This window comes from Streptomyces sp. BV286 (assembly GCF_019090165.1).
Lineage (GTDB): Bacteria > Actinomycetota > Actinomycetes > Streptomycetales > Streptomycetaceae > Streptomyces.
Genome location: NZ_JAHRIB010000079.1, coordinates 106,627 through 122,101, shown reverse-complemented (window position 1 = coordinate 122,101; position 15,475 = coordinate 106,627). Strand labels below are relative to the sequence as shown.

General features: G+C 70.4%; 15 protein-coding genes. 8 read left to right on the top strand and 7 right to left on the bottom strand.

The genetic code is table 11. The features are described from left to right. Positions 1–674: 674 nt before the first annotated feature. The 4 genes from KUF83_RS11195 to KUF83_RS11180 all read left to right on the top strand — a co-directional run bounded on the left by KUF83_RS11195 (position 675) and on the right by KUF83_RS11180 (position 3,356). Complete coding sequence (locus KUF83_RS11195; RefSeq protein ID WP_217454465.1) at positions 675–890, top strand: hypothetical protein; 216 nt, start codon at positions 675–677, stop codon at positions 888–890. Between the two features lie 93 nt (positions 891–983). Then, on the top strand, positions 984–1,598 hold the full coding sequence (locus KUF83_RS11190) for a DUF1266 domain-containing protein (protein ID WP_254643670.1): 615 nt from the start codon (positions 984–986) through the stop codon (positions 1,596–1,598). A 22-nt stretch (positions 1,599–1,620) separates the two neighbouring features. Next, positions 1,621–2,373, top strand: coding sequence for a DNA repair protein RecO (recO, locus tag KUF83_RS11185; RefSeq protein WP_217454464.1), 753 nt, complete (start codon positions 1,621–1,623; stop codon positions 2,371–2,373). Between the two features lie 131 nt (positions 2,374–2,504). Beyond that, on the top strand, positions 2,505–3,356 hold the full coding sequence (locus KUF83_RS11180) for an isoprenyl transferase (RefSeq protein ID WP_217454463.1): 852 nt from the start codon (positions 2,505–2,507) through the stop codon (positions 3,354–3,356). A gap of 139 nt (positions 3,357–3,495) precedes the next feature. Here KUF83_RS11180 and KUF83_RS11175 read toward each other — a convergent pair whose 3' ends face one another. From KUF83_RS11175 to KUF83_RS11160, 4 genes are all read right to left on the bottom strand, one after another. Further along, a complete protein-coding gene (locus KUF83_RS11175) occupies positions 3,496–3,915 on the bottom strand; it encodes a Fur family transcriptional regulator (RefSeq protein WP_217454462.1) in 420 nt (139 codons plus the stop codon). Between the two features lie 68 nt (positions 3,916–3,983). After that, on the bottom strand, positions 3,984–4,898 hold the full coding sequence (locus KUF83_RS11170) for a metal ABC transporter permease (protein WP_217454461.1): 915 nt from the start codon (positions 4,896–4,898) through the stop codon (positions 3,984–3,986). Positions 4,899–4,903: 5 nt separating this feature from the next. Further along, the gene (locus tag KUF83_RS11165; RefSeq protein ID WP_217454460.1) at positions 4,904–5,698 is read right to left on the bottom strand and encodes a metal ABC transporter ATP-binding protein; all 795 of its coding nucleotides are present in this window, start codon (positions 5,696–5,698) and stop codon (positions 4,904–4,906) included. 44 nt (positions 5,699–5,742) lie between these two features. Then, positions 5,743–6,726, bottom strand: coding sequence for a metal ABC transporter substrate-binding protein (locus tag KUF83_RS11160; protein ID WP_217454459.1), 984 nt, complete (start codon positions 6,724–6,726; stop codon positions 5,743–5,745). A 232-nt stretch (positions 6,727–6,958) separates the two neighbouring features. Here KUF83_RS11160 and KUF83_RS11155 point away from each other — a divergent pair, with 232 nt between their 5' ends. Together KUF83_RS11155 and KUF83_RS11150 are read left to right on the top strand one after the other, a co-directional pair. Beyond that, entirely contained in the window at positions 6,959–8,341 is a 1,383-nt protein-coding gene (locus KUF83_RS11155) for a glycine--tRNA ligase (RefSeq protein ID WP_217454458.1), read from the top strand. Between the two features lie 245 nt (positions 8,342–8,586). Continuing rightward, a complete protein-coding gene (locus KUF83_RS11150; protein ID WP_217454457.1) occupies positions 8,587–9,519 on the top strand; it encodes a DUF4394 domain-containing protein in 933 nt (310 codons plus the stop codon). 221 nt (positions 9,520–9,740) lie between these two features. Here KUF83_RS11150 and KUF83_RS11145 read toward each other — a convergent pair whose 3' ends face one another. Together KUF83_RS11145 and KUF83_RS11140 are read right to left on the bottom strand one after the other, a co-directional pair. After that, a complete protein-coding gene (locus KUF83_RS11145; RefSeq protein WP_217454456.1) occupies positions 9,741–9,950 on the bottom strand; it encodes a hypothetical protein in 210 nt (69 codons plus the stop codon). A gap of 119 nt (positions 9,951–10,069) precedes the next feature. Further along, a complete protein-coding gene (locus tag KUF83_RS11140) occupies positions 10,070–11,497 on the bottom strand; it encodes an MFS transporter (RefSeq protein WP_217454455.1) in 1,428 nt (475 codons plus the stop codon). 102 nt (positions 11,498–11,599) lie between these two features. Between KUF83_RS11140 and KUF83_RS11135 the strand changes: the two genes are divergently transcribed. Next, complete coding sequence (locus KUF83_RS11135) at positions 11,600–12,523, top strand: helix-turn-helix transcriptional regulator (RefSeq protein WP_217454454.1); 924 nt, start codon at positions 11,600–11,602, stop codon at positions 12,521–12,523. Positions 12,524–12,654: 131 nt separating this feature from the next. Here the strand turns inward: KUF83_RS11135 and KUF83_RS11130 are convergent, their stop codons facing one another. Further along, positions 12,655–14,097 (bottom strand): MFS transporter, encoded by a 1,443-nt coding sequence (locus KUF83_RS11130; protein WP_217454453.1) that lies wholly within the window; start codon positions 14,095–14,097, stop codon positions 12,655–12,657. A 98-nt stretch (positions 14,098–14,195) separates the two neighbouring features. Between KUF83_RS11130 and dusB the strand changes: the two genes are divergently transcribed. Beyond that, positions 14,196–15,374 carry a tRNA dihydrouridine synthase DusB gene (dusB, locus tag KUF83_RS11125; protein WP_217454452.1) on the top strand — a complete coding sequence of 393 codons (1,179 nt, stop codon included), beginning with the start codon at positions 14,196–14,198 and terminating at the stop codon, positions 15,372–15,374. Positions 15,375–15,475 lie beyond the last annotated feature (101 nt).

Sequence of the window (15,475 nt, the reverse complement as noted above, 5' to 3'; positions counted from 1 at the left end):
CGGTCCTTGACCGGCATTTCGCCATGTCCTCTCGAATGGGCCTCCGGTTCGCGGAGGCTTTTCGATTCTTTGCGGCGCTTTCAACTGCGGCCACCGAATGACCCGTTCGCATTGCCTGATTAAGTCGCCCGACACAAAAGCGCGATAACCCGACTCGGTCCGGGCCGAACCGACTTCCTCTCGGTGCCCCCGCGACTCCGTTCCGGAGAACCCCCAGGTCGTCCGGCGTGAACCGTCCGCCGCGTGGCCGAACACCCCCTGCGCCGCACCGATGTTGATGAGCGTAGAGGTCTTCCAAAGTCTAAGCGGCGAGCGCCCTCGTGGAGACGAAAAGAGTGAAACCCAAAAAGAAGGGGGAACACCGTGAAGTCTGCCCGCCAGGGACACGACGCACGGCACACGACGGCGTGCGTCGAACAAGCGGAGGAAACGGTGAAGGAATTGCGCGAAGCACTCGCGACGGCAGGAATTACACTGCCGACACTCGGGTTCGGCCCGGCAACTTTGGCGCGGCAGGCGCTCAGAGGGTGCTGTGGAAGCCGCTGTGGAAGCCGCTTCGAAAGTCCCGCACTGCGTCCACTGCGTCCACTGCGTCCGGTACGCGTCCTCGGTCCGTTCGGGGCACGGGGTCGGCGTTCCGTCGAGGCGGCGTCCCGGCCCGCGGCGGTGCTCGGATGAAGCCGAAGGTCGGGACGTACGTCGTCGACACGCGGACCGGGCGGGTGGGCGTGGTGATGGGGCACGAGGGTCCGTACGTACAACTGAGGCCGTACGGCGGCGGCAGGGAGTGGGACTGCGCCCCGGACGCCGTCCGGGGCGCCACCGCGGCGGAACGGCTCAGCGCGGCGACCGCCTACACCAACGCACGCAGCCGTGGAGAGGTCCCTTGAAGGAGCCCCCGTTCAGGCCCTTTTGAAGGGGCTTTGTGAAGGGGAGGGGCACCCCGGATCGCCGGGGAACGCTCTGGCATAGGGTGCGGCGCCATGGCGATATGGAGACGTCGCAGGCAGAAGGCCGCGCGCAAGTACCCCGTTCCGCTCACCATGCACCAGCTGTGGATGGTGTCGCTCAGCGCGCCGGTGAGCCGGGACAAGGACGCCTCGCGGACGACCCTGTACCCGTTCACCCGCATCGACGACGACAAGGCCCGGCAGTGGCTGGCCGACCAGTGGGAGATCACCTCCCGTGACGAGCTGGTCGGCCGGCTCGACGGCCTCGCACGGAGCGGATACCGGGCCCGCGCCCGGCTGCGGCTCGGGGTCGAACCGCTCGCGTGGGACGCCGGACTGTACGTGGACATCTCCCGGAGGGGTTTCGCGAGCGGGATGCTCAGCGAGGCCGACACCTGGACCGCGCTCAAGAACATCGTGCCGGCGGTGGTGAGGTCGTACGGCTCCTGGAAGGAGTACGGCGAGCACTATCTGCTGGGACGGATGGTCTGGCGGGACAATCTCCGCACCGCACGGGACGCGGACCTCCCCGCCCCGCACGCCGTGTCCGACGCCCACCTGAAGTCACTCCTGGACCCGGCGAACAGGTCCAGCCCCTGGATCATGGCGCCGTGGGAGGCGATCAGCCACCCCGACCACGCCCGCTGACTCCGTACGCGAGAATGGCCCCATGAGTCTGTTCCGCGACGACGGCATCGTGCTGCGCACCCAGAAACTGGGTGAGGCGGACCGCATCATCACGTTGCTCACCCGCGGTCACGGACGGGTGCGGGCCGTCGCACGGGGAGTGCGCCGGACCAAGTCGAAGTTCGGGGCCCGTCTCGAACCGTTCTCGCACGTGGACGTGCAGTTCTTCGCGCGCGGGAGCGAGCTGATCGGACGCGGCCTGCCGCTGTGCACGCAGAGCGAGACGATCTCTCCCTACGGTGGCGGGATCGTGACCGACTACGCCCGCTACACCGCCGGGACGGCCATGCTGGAGACGGCCGAGCGGTTCACGGACCACGAGGGCGAGCCCGCCGTCCAGCAGTACCTGCTGCTCGTGGGCGGACTGCGCACGCTCGCCCAGGGCGAGCACGAACCGCACCTCATCCTCGACGCCTTCCTCCTGCGCTCGCTCGCCGTGAACGGCTACGCGCCGAGCTTCAGCGACTGCGTGAAATGCGGAATGCCCGGCCCGAACCGGTTCTTCTCCGTCGCCGCGGGAGGTTCCGTCTGCGTGGACTGCCGGGTGCCGGGCAGCGTCGTACCCTCGGCGGGGGCCCTCGAACTGCTCAGCGCGCTGCTGACGGGGGACTGGGCGACCGCGGACGCGTGCGAGCCGCGGTACGTCAGGGAGGGCAGCGGCCTGGTGTCGGCCTACCTGCACTGGCACCTGGAGCGTGGGCTGCGCTCCCTGCGGTACGTGGAGAAGAGCAGCTAGCGAGGAGCACCCGGCGAGGAGGCGCGCGGCGACGAGCCACGCACAAGCCGCACACCAGCGGCACGGCACCACAGCAGCAGCAGTAGCAGGACGACTGACAGTCGTACGAGCCTGAGGGAGACGAGAAGCACATGGTGGTACGCGGGATCCTGGGGCGCCAGCGCCGCGAGTACAAGACGCCGGAGCCGCACCCGTCCGGCGCCCTCGTGCCCAAGCTCCCCGGCGAGCTGGTCCCGGGCCATGTGGCGTGCGTGATGGACGGGAACGGCCGCTGGGCCAAGGAGCGCGGTCTGCCGCGCACCGAGGGGCACCGGGTCGGCGAGGGCGTCGTCATGGACGTCCTCAAGGGCTGTCTGGAGCTGGGCGTCAAGAACCTGTCCCTGTACGCCTTCTCGACGGAGAACTGGAAGCGGTCGCCCGAGGAGGTCCGCTTCCTGATGAACTTCAACAAGGACGTCATCCGGCGCCGCCGCGACGAGATGGACGAGCTCGGCATCCGGATCCGCTGGGTCGGCCGGATGCCCAAGCTGTGGAAGTCGGTCGTCCACGAGCTCCAGATCGCCCAGGAGCAGACGCAGAAGAACGACGCGATGACCCTGTACTTCTGCGTCAACTACGGCGGCCGTGCCGAGCTCGCCGACGCCGCGAAGGCGCTGGCCGCCGATGTCGCCGCCGGGAAGCTCGACCCGGACAAGGTCACCGAGAAGACCATCCAGAAGTACCTGTACTACCCGGACATGCCGGACGTGGACCTGTTCCTGCGCCCGAGCGGTGAGCAGCGGACCTCCAACTACCTGATCTGGCAGTCGAGTTACGCCGAGATGGTGTTCCAGGACGTCCTGTGGCCGGACTTCGACCGCCGCGATCTGTGGCGTGCGTGCGTGGAGTACGCCTCGCGGGACCGCCGCTTCGGTGGCGCCGTCCCGAACGAGGACCTCCTCGCGATGGAGGAGGGCATGCGGGGGCGCCCCGAAGGGGCCTGAGCGGTTCGATCCCGGGTGCCGGCCGGTTCCTGGCTGGTCGCGCAGTTCCCCGCGCCCCTAGCGAGCAGGGGCGCGGGGAACTGCGCGAACAACCCCCACCGGGCCGCACCCGAGAACGACCCGCCGACCGCCTGCTTCTCTACGCCTGGCCGCGCGCAGCGCACTCCGCGCAGGTGCCGAAGATCTCCACGGTGTGGGCGACGCTCACATAACCGTGCTCCGCCGCGATGGCCTCGGCCCACTTCTCCACCGCGGGCCCCTCCACCTCGACGGCCTTGCCGCACACCCGGCACACCAGGTGGTGATGGTGATCACCGCTTGCGCAGCGGCGGTACACGGACTCGCCGTCCGACGTACGCAGGACGTCGACCTCACCGGCGTCCGCGAGGGACTGCAGCGTGCGGTACACCGTGGTGAGTCCGACGGAGTCGCCCTTGTGCTTGAGCATGTCGTGCAGGTCCTGCGCGCTGCGGAACTCGTCGACCTCGTCGAGCGCCGCCGCCACGGCGGCACGCTGCCGGGTGGAACGGCCCCGAACGGGCGGTCCAGCGGTCGTCACCGTTGCCTCCAAACGTCTGCGGCTTGCCGGGCCATTGTGCCAGCTCGGGCAAGGCCGACGAGTTTCCGTCAGACGCCGACCTTCCCGGGGGGCGTCCGGGTGGCCGGAATCGCACATTCCGCCGGGTCGGTGGCCTCCTGCGCCGCGGCCTGCGCGGCGGCCCGGGCCCTGCGGCGGGCCAGCGGAGTCGCCAGCACCGTGAGCAGGACGAACGCGCCGATGGTCAGCAGGACGATCGTCGCGCCGGGCGGTACGTCCTGGTAGTACGAGGTCACCGTGCCGCCGATGGTCACGCTGACGCCGAGGGCCACCGAGATCGCGAAGGTGGCCGCGAAACTGCGGGTGAGCTGCTGCGCGGCGGCCACCGGGACCACCATCAGGGCGGAGACCAGCAGCAGGCCGACGACGCGCATGGCGACCGTCACCGTGACCGCCGCGGTGACGGCCGTGAGGAGGTTGAGGGCGCGCACCGGCAGTCCGGTCACCCGGGCGAACTCCTCGTCCTGGCTCACCGCGAACAGCTGCCGGCGCAGACCGATCGTGACGAGGACCACGAAGGCCGCCAGCAGGCAGATCGCCGTCACGTCCTCCTCGGAGACCGTGGAGAGCGAGCCGAAGAGGTACGAGGTCAGGTTGGCGTTGGAACCGCCCGGCGCGAGGTTGATGAACATCACACCGCCCGCCATGCCTCCGTAGAAGAGCATCGCGAGCGCGATGTCACCGCGCGTCTTCCCGTACCAGCGGATCAGCTCCATCAGCACCGCGCCGAGTACGGAGACGGCGGTCGCCATCCACACCGGGGACCAGGACAGCAGGAAGCCGAGGCCGACGCCGGTCATCGCGACATGGCCGATGCCGTCGCCCAGCAGGGCCTGGCGGCGCTGCACCAGGTAGATGCCGACGGCGGGCGCGGTGATGCCGACGAGGACGGCGGCGAGCAGGGCCCGCTGCATGAAGGCGTAGTCGAGGATTTCGAGGTTCATGGCGATCAGCTCAGCAGTCCCGTCCGGATCGGTTCGGCGTCGTGAGCCGCGTGGGGGTGTACGTGGTCGTGGCCCGGCAGGGCGTGCTGGCCGAGGGCCCGCGGGGGCGGGCCGTCGTGCTGGACGCAGCCGTCACGCAGGACGATCGCGCGGTCGATCAGTGGTTCGAGCGGGCCCAGCTCGTGCAGGACGAGGAGGACGGAGGTGCCCGCCGCGACCTGCTCCCGCAGGGTGCTCGCGAGTACTTCCTGGCTGGCCAGGTCCACGCCGGCCATCGGCTCGTCCATGATCAGCAGTTCGGGCTGGGAGGCGAGGGCGCGGGCGATCAGGACGCGCTGGTGCTGGCCGCCGGACAGCGCGTTCACCGAGTCCTTGGCGCGGTCCGCCAGACCGACGAGCTCCAGGGAGCGTCGTACGGCCTCGCGGTCGGCCTTGCGCAGGATGCCGAAGCGGGCGCGGGACAGCCGCCCGGAGGACACCACCTCGGTCACCGTCGCGGGCACCCCGCCGGCGGCCGTCGTGCGCTGCGGCACGTACCCCACGCGCGCCCAGTCGCGGAAGCGGCGCCGGGCGGTGCCGAACAGCTCGATCTCGCCGCCCGTGACCGGGACCTGGCCGATGATCGTGCGGATGGCGGTCGACTTGCCGGAGCCGTTGGCGCCGAGCAGCGCGACGACCTCACCGTGGTTCACGGTGAGGTCGATGCCGCGCAGGACGGGGCGTGAGCCGAGTTCGGCCGTCACACCGCGCAGGGAGATGACAGGCGGGGTGTCGGGCGATGTGCCGGGCTCGTTCGTCATGCCGGCGTCCTCCGGAAGCTGATCATGTGGCGGTCATTTCGCGGTCATTTCGCGCCCAGTGCCGACTGCAGCGCCTTGAGGTTGGCCTCCATGACCTGGAAGTAGTCGTCACCCCGGGACTTCTCCGTGATGCCCTCGATCGGGTCGAGCACATCCGTCCTGAGGTCCGCGTCCGCGGCGATGGTCTTCGCGGTCTTGTCGCTGACGAGGGTCTCGTAGAAGACCGTGGAGACGCCGTCGGCCTTGGCCATCTTCTCAAGGTCCTTGACGCGGTTGGCACTGGGCTCGCTCTCCGGGTCCAGGCCGTTGATGGCCTCCTCGGTGAGGCCGTAGCGCTCGGCGAGGTAGCCGAAGGCGGCGTGCGTCGTGATGAAGACCTTCGTCTTCGTGTTCTTCAGGCCGTCCTCGAACTGGGTGTTGAGGCCGTCCAGTTCCTTCACCAGGGCCGCGGTGTTCTTCTTGTAGTCCGCCGCGTGGTCCGGGTCGGCCTTCTCGAAGGCCTTGCCCACGCCCTCGGCGACCTCGGCGTACTTCACGGGGTCGAGCCAGATGTGCGGGTCCTCGCCGGAGCCTTCCTCGCCCTCGTGGTCGTCGTGCTCGGCCGCGTGGCCGCCGACCTCGTTGCCGTGCTTCTCCAGGCTGGTGAGGGTGGCCGCGTCGATCTTGGTCTTGATCTCGGACTGGGCGACCGCGTCGTCGACGGAGGGCTGGAGGTTCTTCAGGTACAGGGCGACGTCCGACTCCTGGAGCTGCGCCGTCTGCTTGGCGCTGATCTCCAGGTCGTGCGGCTCCTGGCCGGGCTCGGTCAGGGTGCTCACGTCGACGTGGTTCCCGCCGATCCGCTCGGCGAGGAACTGCAACGGGTAGAACGACGCCACCACGTCGAGCTTCCCGCTGCTGTCGCCGTCGGCCGCGCTGGAGTCGGACGAGCAGGCGGAGAGGGAGCCGAGCGTGAGGGCGGTGGCCGCCGCGACCGCGATCCCGGCTGTGTTTATTCGAGAGGCGGCGAGGCGTCGTCGTACGTTCATGACACTCATTTTCAGCTGGTGTGGAAACGATTGTCAATAAGCTGTCTTGTGATCTGGGCTTCATCCCGGTATGAGAAGGGTGTGACGGTGGGTGGGGGGACGGTGTCCGGCCAGGACCCCAACCGATTTGATCCGGGGGGCGGGGCCGCCGGTAATCTGAGGCATTCGCTCTGAAGCAATCGCTGTGAAGCAACCCTGCTTCGTCGCCCGTCGTCGTAATGAAGAGAGCACCGTGGCCGCCGACAAGATCGACACCATCGTCAGCCTGAGCAAGCGCCGTGGCTTCGTCTACCCGTGCAGTGAGATCTACGGCGGCCAGCGAGCCGCCTGGGACTACGGGCCGCTGGGTGTCGAGCTCAAGGAGAACATCAAGCGTCAGTGGTGGCGCTACATGGTGACGTCGCGCGAGGACGTCGTCGGTATCGACTCGTCCGTGATCCTGGCGACCGAGGTCTGGGTGGCCTCCGGTCACGTCGCCACGTTCTCCGACCCGCTCACCGAGTGCACCTCGTGTCACAAGCGGTACCGCGCCGACCACCTCGAAGAGGCCTACGAGGCCAAGCACGGCCGCGTGCCCGAGAACGGCCTGACCGACCTCAACTGCCCCAACTGCGGCAACAAGGGCACCTTCACCGAGCCCAAGCAGTTCTCCGGCCTGCTCTCCACGCACCTCGGCCCCACGCAGGACAGCGGCTCCGTCGCCTACCTGCGCCCCGAGACCGCGCAGGGCATCTTCACCAACTTCGCCCAGGTCCAGCAGACCTCGCGCCGCAAGCCGCCCTTCGGCATCGGCCAGATGGGCAAGTCCTTCCGCAACGAGATCACGCCCGGCAACTTCATCTTCCGCACCCGCGAGTTCGAGCAGATGGAGATGGAGTTCTTCGTCAAGCCGGGCGAGGACGAGAAGTGGCAGGAGTACTGGATGCAGGAGCGCTGGAACTGGTACACGGGCCTCGGCATGCGCGAGGAGAACATGCGCTGGTACGACCACCCGGCCGAGAAGCTCTCGCACTACTCCAAGCGCACCGCCGACATCGAGTACCGCTTCCAGTTCGGCGGCAACGAGTGGGGTGAGCTGGAGGGCGTCGCGAACCGCACGGACTACGACCTCTCCGCGCACTCCAAGGCCTCCGGCCAGGACCTCTCCTACTTCGACCAGGAGGCCGGCGAGCGCTGGACCCCGTACGTCATCGAGCCGGCGGCCGGTGTCGGCCGCGCGATGCTCGCCTTCCTGCTGGACGCGTACGTCGAGGACGAGGCGCCCAACGCCAAGGGCAAGATGGAGAAGCGGACCGTCCTGCGCCTCGACCCGCGCCTGTCGCCGGTGAAGGTCGCCGTGCTGCCGCTGTCCCGCAACCCGGAGCTGTCCCCGAAGGCCAAGGGTCTCGCCGCCGCTCTGCGGCAGAACTGGAACATCGACTTCGACGACGCCGGTGCCATCGGGCGTCGCTACCGTCGCCAGGACGAGATCGGTACGCCGTTCTGCGTGACCGTCGACTTCGACACGCTCGAGGACAACGCGGTCACCGTCCGCGAGCGTGACTCCATGAAGCAGGAGCGCGTGTCCCTGGACCAGATCGAGGGGTACCTGGCCAGCCGCCTCATCGGTTGCTGACCGCTTCGCGGGGGCGCCGTTCGCAGGTGCGCGACGGTGGGAGCCGGTCGTGCCCCGCGGCGGAGCCGCCATGTGACAAGGCCCCACGCCCCTGAAGGCGCGCAGCCCCTGCAAATGCCCCGGTTCTGTCACGTCCGTAACGGATGTAATGGAACTGGGGCTTTTGCAATCCAGAGGGCCGGGGGTTCCGAAGGAGGGGCGTACGGCTCGCAGGGGGCGGGCCGGCACCTTCTACGGGGGCACTCATGCGTAAGCAGGCAGTTGTTGGCGTACTGGCGATGGCCGTGGCGATCGGGACGGTCGGGGCCGTGGGAGCGGGGGCGCTGGGCGGGTCCTCGGAGAAGGGGGCCGCGGGGGCCAGGGCCGGGATCGAGGCCAAGGGCGGTGCGGGCCGGCTGCCGGAGGCGCTCGCGCCGAGCGGGCTGCGGGCCGTCGGGCTCACGGCGGACCAGCGGCTGGTGTCGTTCCGGGTCGACCGGCCGGGCGCCGCGCTGCCGCTCGGGAAGGTCGACGGACTCAAGGGCGACAGGACGCTGGTCGGGATCGATTACCGCGTCCAGAACAAGAAGCTGTACGCCGTCGGGGACCAGGGCGGCATCTACACGATCCGAGAGGTGGGCGCCCGCGCCACGAAGGTCTCGCAGCTCGGCGTGGCGCTGCAGGGCAAGGCGTTCGGCGTCGACTTCAACCCGGCCGCCAACCGGCTGCGGGTCATCAGCGACACCGGCCAGAACCTCCGTCACAACCTCGACGACCAGGCGGGCGCCCCGGCTCCCGGCACCACCGCCGTCGACGGGACCCTCACCAACCCGCCGGTGCCCCCGAACCCGGGTGCCACCGCGCTCGGCGTGAGCGGGGCCGCGTACACGAACAACGACCTCGACGCGTCGACGGCGACCACCCTCTTCGACCTCGACACCGCACTGGACCAGGTGTCGGTGCAGTCGCCCGCCAACGCGGGCAACCTCGCGCCGACGGGGAAGCTGGGCGTGGACGTGCCGTTGAACTCCGGTTTCGACATCCACAGTTCGACGCGCAACGGCACGAACACCGGCTACGCGGTCACCGGCCGTACGGCGTGGCGGGTCAACCTGCTGACGGGGAAGCTGAGTTCACTGGGCACCTTCGGGCACGGCCGGCAGGTGGCGGACATCGCGCTGCCGCTGAACCAGGGGTGACGACGGTGGCGGGAGCGGCTGCCGGGAACTGACCGAAGGGCGGCGGGCGGCGGGCGGCGGGCAGCGGGCGGTGACATCGCCCTCCGCTGCCGGGCACCTGTTCCTGTCCCGCTCGCCCACGTCCTGGATGCCGCTCCGAACGACAGCGCGGCGCGTCGGGAGTCGTGGGTTCGACTCCCGGCGCGCCGCGTCGTGACGCCGGGCCCGGGCGACCGGTGTGCTCAGCCCTTCGGCGCCGGGTCCACCGTCGCCTGGTGTGCCTCCGCGAGGTGTTCCTCGGCCTTGAGCCAGGGCAGGAACTGGGCGGGCTTGCGCCAGCCGCAGGTGTCGCACCTGATCGTCCGCTGCACACCCGCGCGTTGGACCCGGACGATGTGCTCGCGGCCGTGCTGGTCCCAGCGGCTCACCTTGCTGGTGTTGGCCTGCAGCATGACGCCTCCTGGTGGTCGCGCTCGGCTTGCGCGCGCTAAGGAGTGTGCAGCAAGAACAACATCAACAGGAGTACACGGGTGGTGCGTTGTGTGCGAGTTCCGCGCACGGTGTGGACGTCTCAAGCGATGACGCGCGGCAGTCGCAGGCTCAGGGCCGTCGTCAGGACCACACCGACGAGCTGGACGGCGAGGGTCGTCGCCAGAGCCTCACGCATGCCCAGATCCGGGGTCAGCGTGAGGAAGAGGGTGCCGAGGGTGGCGACGCCCAGGGCCAGTGCGGACTGCTGGGCGGTGATCATGACACCGCTGCCCACACCGGCGCGGGCCGCGGGCACCTCGGAGAGGATCACGCGGAAGAGGACGGGGAGCTGGAGGGCCTGGCCCGCGCCCGCAACGACCATGCCGGGCCAGAGCTGGAGGCCGCCGAGGTCGGGCCAGGAACCCCACACCGTGAGGGCGAGGACGGCGACACCCACCCCCTGGACCAGGCCACCCGCGGTCACCACGCGCGTACCCCAGCGGGCCACCAGCCGGGGGCCCAGGAGCGAGACGACGAAGAAGGACACCGCCATCGGGGCCAGGGTGAGGCCCGCGCGGACCGGGCTCAGCTGCACTCCCTGCTGCAGCGCCACCGCGACGACGAACATGAAGCCGCTGAAGCCGATCGAGAAGGGCAGGATCATCACCAGCCCCCGGCGGAGGGGGAGGTTCGAGAACAGGCTCGGCGGGACCAGCGGGGTGCGCCCCAGCCGCTCCGCCCGCCGCTCGACGCGGTAGAAGGCGGTCGCCGCGAGCGGGAACAGGGCGAGCGACAGCCACGTCCACAGGGGCCAGCCCGCCGCCCGGCCCTCGGTCAGCGGGGCCAGCAGGGACACCAGGGCGATGGCCAGCAGGGCCGTGCCGGGGCCGTCCACCGGCGCCGGGTGCTGCGAGCGGGTCTCGGGGACGGCACGGGCGGCCAGGAACAGGCCCACCAGTACGACCGGCACGTTCACCAGGAACACCGCGCGCCAGCCGGTGCCCGCGATGTCCGCCGCGACCAGGACGCCGCCGAGGATCTGCCCGGCCACCATGGAGAGCCCGGCCGTGGCGCCGTACAGGCCCATCGCGCGGGCGCGGCGCGGGCCCTCGGTCGCCGACTGGATGGTGGCGAGCACCTGCGGCAGCATCGCCGCCGAGGCCGCGCCCTGGGCGACGCGCGCGGCGACGAGCGTCCACGCGGTCGGTGCGAGGCCGCACGCCAGCGAGGTCAGCCCGAAGGCGATCATCCCGCCGAGGAAGAGCCGGCGCCGGCCGAACATGTCGCCGAGCCGGCCGCCGAGGACGAGGAGCACGGCGTAGGCGACTCCGTAGCCGGCCACGACGAGTTCCAGGACCGCTTCGCTCGCGGCAAGGTCGTGGCCGATCGTGGGCAGGGCGACGTTCACGATGAAGAAGTCGATGAGGGGCAGGGCCGCGCCGAGCAGCACGGTGAAGAGCCCGAGCCCGCCGAGCACGGGCGGGGCGACGGGCGAACGGGCGGTGCGGGGAGCAAGGATCTCGGTCACGCTGTCGAGCGTGCGCCTCCTCCCGAGGGTGGTACCAGAGTCTCCTTATCCTGGTAGAAGGAGTACCTGGAAACAGGATCAGCGGGGCGGCAGGCTGGAGGCATGACGACCATGGCAGAGGAGACGGCGGTACGGGCGAACGGATCCCGGGCCCCGGAGGGATCGGAGCGCTCGGGGGTGCCCTCGGGCGAGTCGGAGATCCGGCGGCACGAGCTCGCCGCCTTCCTGCGGCACCGCCGCGAGCACATCACCCCCGAGCAGGTGGGCCTGCCCCGGGGCAGCCGTCGGCGCACCCCCGGCCTGCGCCGGGAGGAGGTCGCGCAGCTCTCCGCGGTCGGCGTCACCTGGTACACGTGGCTCGAACAGGCCAGGGACATCCAGGTGTCGGTGCAGGTCCTCGACGCGCTCGCCCGCACCCTGATGCTGGACGGGAACGAGCGGGCCCATCTCTTCCGGCTGGCCGGTGCCGTCGACCCCACCCCGGCCTCGCGCTGCCCCACCATCACCCCGGCGCTGCTGCGGACGCTGGAGCAGCTGGAGCCCCTCCCGGCCTGCATCCAGAACAGCCGGTACGACATCCTCGCCTACAACCGCACGTACGGCAGGCTGTTGTGCGACCTCGACGACGTGCCGCCGGAGGACCGCAACTGCATGGTCCTCATCACCACGAACGAGCAGTGGCGCTCCTCGATCGTGCTGCTGGACGAGACGGTGCGGCTGATCGCCGCCAAGTTCCGGGCCTCGATGGCGGGGCATCTCGCCGACCCCGCCTGGAAGATGCTGCTCAAGCGGCTGCTCGCGGAGTCCGAGGAGTTCCGTGCGGTGTGGGAGCGGCACGAGGTGGTCGGCTCGCGCAGCAAGACCAAGTTCTTCGACAACAGGTACGTCGGGCGGCTCGACCTGGTCCACACCGACCTGTGGCTCGGTCCCGCGGAGGGGCCGCGCATGGTCACGTACGCGCCCGTCGACGACGAGTCCCGCGAGCGCCTGGAAAAGCTGCACGCGCTGGCGGTGGAGCGGGGCTGAGCCCCGGCGGGTCGGGTCGTCGGGTACGGGCCGGGAGGGGGCTGGTCGCGCAGTTCCCGCGCCCCGGAAAGACGGGCCGCGCCCCTGTCCTGCCGGGGCGCGGCGGACCGCGCCGCCACCGGCCCGCGCTGTCAGACGACGCCCGCCGACTCCTTGAGCTCCGCCGACGAGAGCTGCCGTGCCGTGCGATCGGCGGTCCGCCGGGCCCAGGGGCCGCTGGTCAGGGCGCCGACGGCCAGCACCGCCAGACCGCACGCGGCGATGATCCACCAGGCGGGGCGGGCCGCCGCGACGAAGCTGTCCCGGTACGAGGACGAGCCGACGCCGGACGCGAGCACCGCGCCGATCACGGCGACACCCAGCGTCTGCCCGATCTGGCGGCTGGTGGAGGCGACGGCGGCGGCCACACCGGCCTGGGCGCGCGGCATGCCCGACACCGCGGTGTTGGTGATCGGGGCGTTCACGAAGCCGAAGCCGAGCCCGAACAGGACGTACCCGATGACGAGTGTCGTGTTCGCCGTCTCGGCCTCGAAGGCGGCGAAGAGCACCCCGCTCGCGGTCATCGCGGTGCCGGCGACCAGCAGGGACAGCCGGGGCCCGCGGCTGCCGACCAGCCGGCCGGACAGCGGCGCGCACACGAACGTCATGGCGGCCATGGGGAGCATCCACAGACCCGCGTGGAGGGCGCTCAGGCCCCGCACGTTCTGGAGGTAGAGCGTCGAGAGGAAGAGGAACCCGCCCAGCGCCGCGAACGCGCTGACCGCGATCACCGTGGCACCGCTGAAGGGGGCCGAGCGGAAGAAGCGCAGGTCGATGAGGGGTTCGTCGCGGCGGGGCTCGTACCACAGGAGGGCGGCCAGGGCGACGAACGCGATGCCGCCGAAGGCGAGGGTCTTCACCGCGCCGGAGTCGGGCGCCTCGATGATCGCGTACGTCAGGGAGCCGAGCAGGGCGATCACCAGGAGCTGGCCGACCGGGTCCGGGCGGCGGGCCTTCGGGGCGCGGGACTCGGGCACGTACCGGAGGGTGAGCAGAAGTGCGGCCAGGCCCACCGGAAGGTTGACCCAGAAGATCGAGCGCCAGCCGACCGAGTCCACGAGAAGGCCGCCGACCAGCGGGCCGGCGGCCATGGATATGCCGACCACGCCGCCCCAGACGCCGATCGCGCGGGCGCGCTCGCGCGGGTCGGTGAAGGTGTTCGTGATGATCGACATGGCGACCGGGTTGAGCATGGAGCCGCCGACCGCCTGGATCATGCGGAAGGCGACGAGCGATTCGAGGTTGGGCGCGAGCGAGCAGAGGACCGATCCGATCGTGAAGACGATCAGTCCCGCGAGGAAGACCTTCCTGCGGCCGATGCGGTCGGCGGTCGAACCCGCGAGCATCAGCAGCGCGGCCAGGACCAGGGTGTACGCGTCGATCGTCCACTGCATGCCGGCCAGGCTCGCGTGCAGGTCCTTCTGCATGGAGGGCAGCGCGACGTTCAGGACGGTGTTGTCGAGGCTCACGATCAGCAGGCTCATGCAGCAGATCGCGAGAACCAGCAGTCGCCGGCGGTGGCTGAGCTCGGGCATGCCCATCAGCGTACGCCCGTTTCGGTAGTGTGCCTAACTAACGACCATGGTCATCGGTGGCTTCCGAGGCACCGGTCGGCGTGCGCGACAATGGGGGAATGTCCACGCCCACGTCCACGGTGAAGTCCGCCCTGCGGATCGGCCCCCACACCGTCCAGCCGCCCGTCGTGCTCGCCCCCATGGCGGGCATCACGAATGCGCCCTTCCGCACGCTGTGCAGGGAGTTCAGCGGGGGCAAAGGGCTGTTCGTCAGCGAGATGATCACCACGCGGGCGCTGGTCGAGCGCAACGAGAAGACCATGCAGCTGATCCACTTCGACGCGTCGGAGACCCCGCGTTCGATCCAGCTGTACGGCGTCGACCCCGCGACCGTCGGCAAGGCCGTCCGCATGATCGCGGACGAGGGCCTCGCCGACCACATCGACCTGAACTTCGGCTGCCCGGTCCCGAAGGTGACCCGCAAGGGCGGCGGCTCGGCCCTCCCGTACAAGCGGCACCTGCTGCGGGCGATCCTGCGCGAGGCGGTGTCCGGGGCGGGCGACCTGCCGGTCACCATGAAGATGCGCAAGGGCATCGACGACGACCACATCACCTACCTCGACGCGGGCCGGATCGCCGTCGAGGAGGGCGTGACGGCGATCGCGCTGCACGGCCGCACCGCCGCGCAGCACTACGGCGGGACGGCCGACTGGGACGCCATCGCGCGGCTGAAGGAGCACGTCCCGGAGATCCCCGTCCTCGGCAACGGCGACATCTGGTCGGCCGACGACGCGCTGCGGATGGTGCGCGAGACCGGCTGCGACGGGGTGGTCGTCGGCCGGGGCTGCCTCGGGCGGCCCTGGCTCTTCGGTGACCTGGTGGCGGCCTTCGAGGGCCCGGCCGGCGCGCGGGCCGGGGGCCCCGACGGATACGGCGCCCGTCCGACCCTGCGGGAAGTGGCGGCCGTCATGGTCCGCCACGCGACGCTTCTCGGGGAGTGGATCGGGGACGAGGCGCGCGGAGTCATCGACTTCCGCAAGCACGTGGCCTGGTACCTGAAGGGGTTCGCGGTCGGCTCCGAGATGCGCAAGCGCCTCGCGATCACCTCGTCACTGGCCGAACTCTCCGAGGGGCTTGAGGAGTTGCAGTTGGACCAGCCCTGGCCGCTGGGCGCGGACGGCCCCCGCGGGCGGACGTCCGGCAACAACAGGGTTGTCCTGCCGGACGGTTGGCTCAAGGACCCTTACGACTGCGCCGGCATCAGTGAGGATGCGGAGTTGGACACGTCCGGGGGTTGAGTGTTCCCTGCGGGCCCGGTGCGGGCTTGTCGCGCGGTCCCCGCGCCCCTGAAAGCGGGGCTGCGCCCCTGGCTTTCGTCCTTCAGGGGCGCGGGGAACTG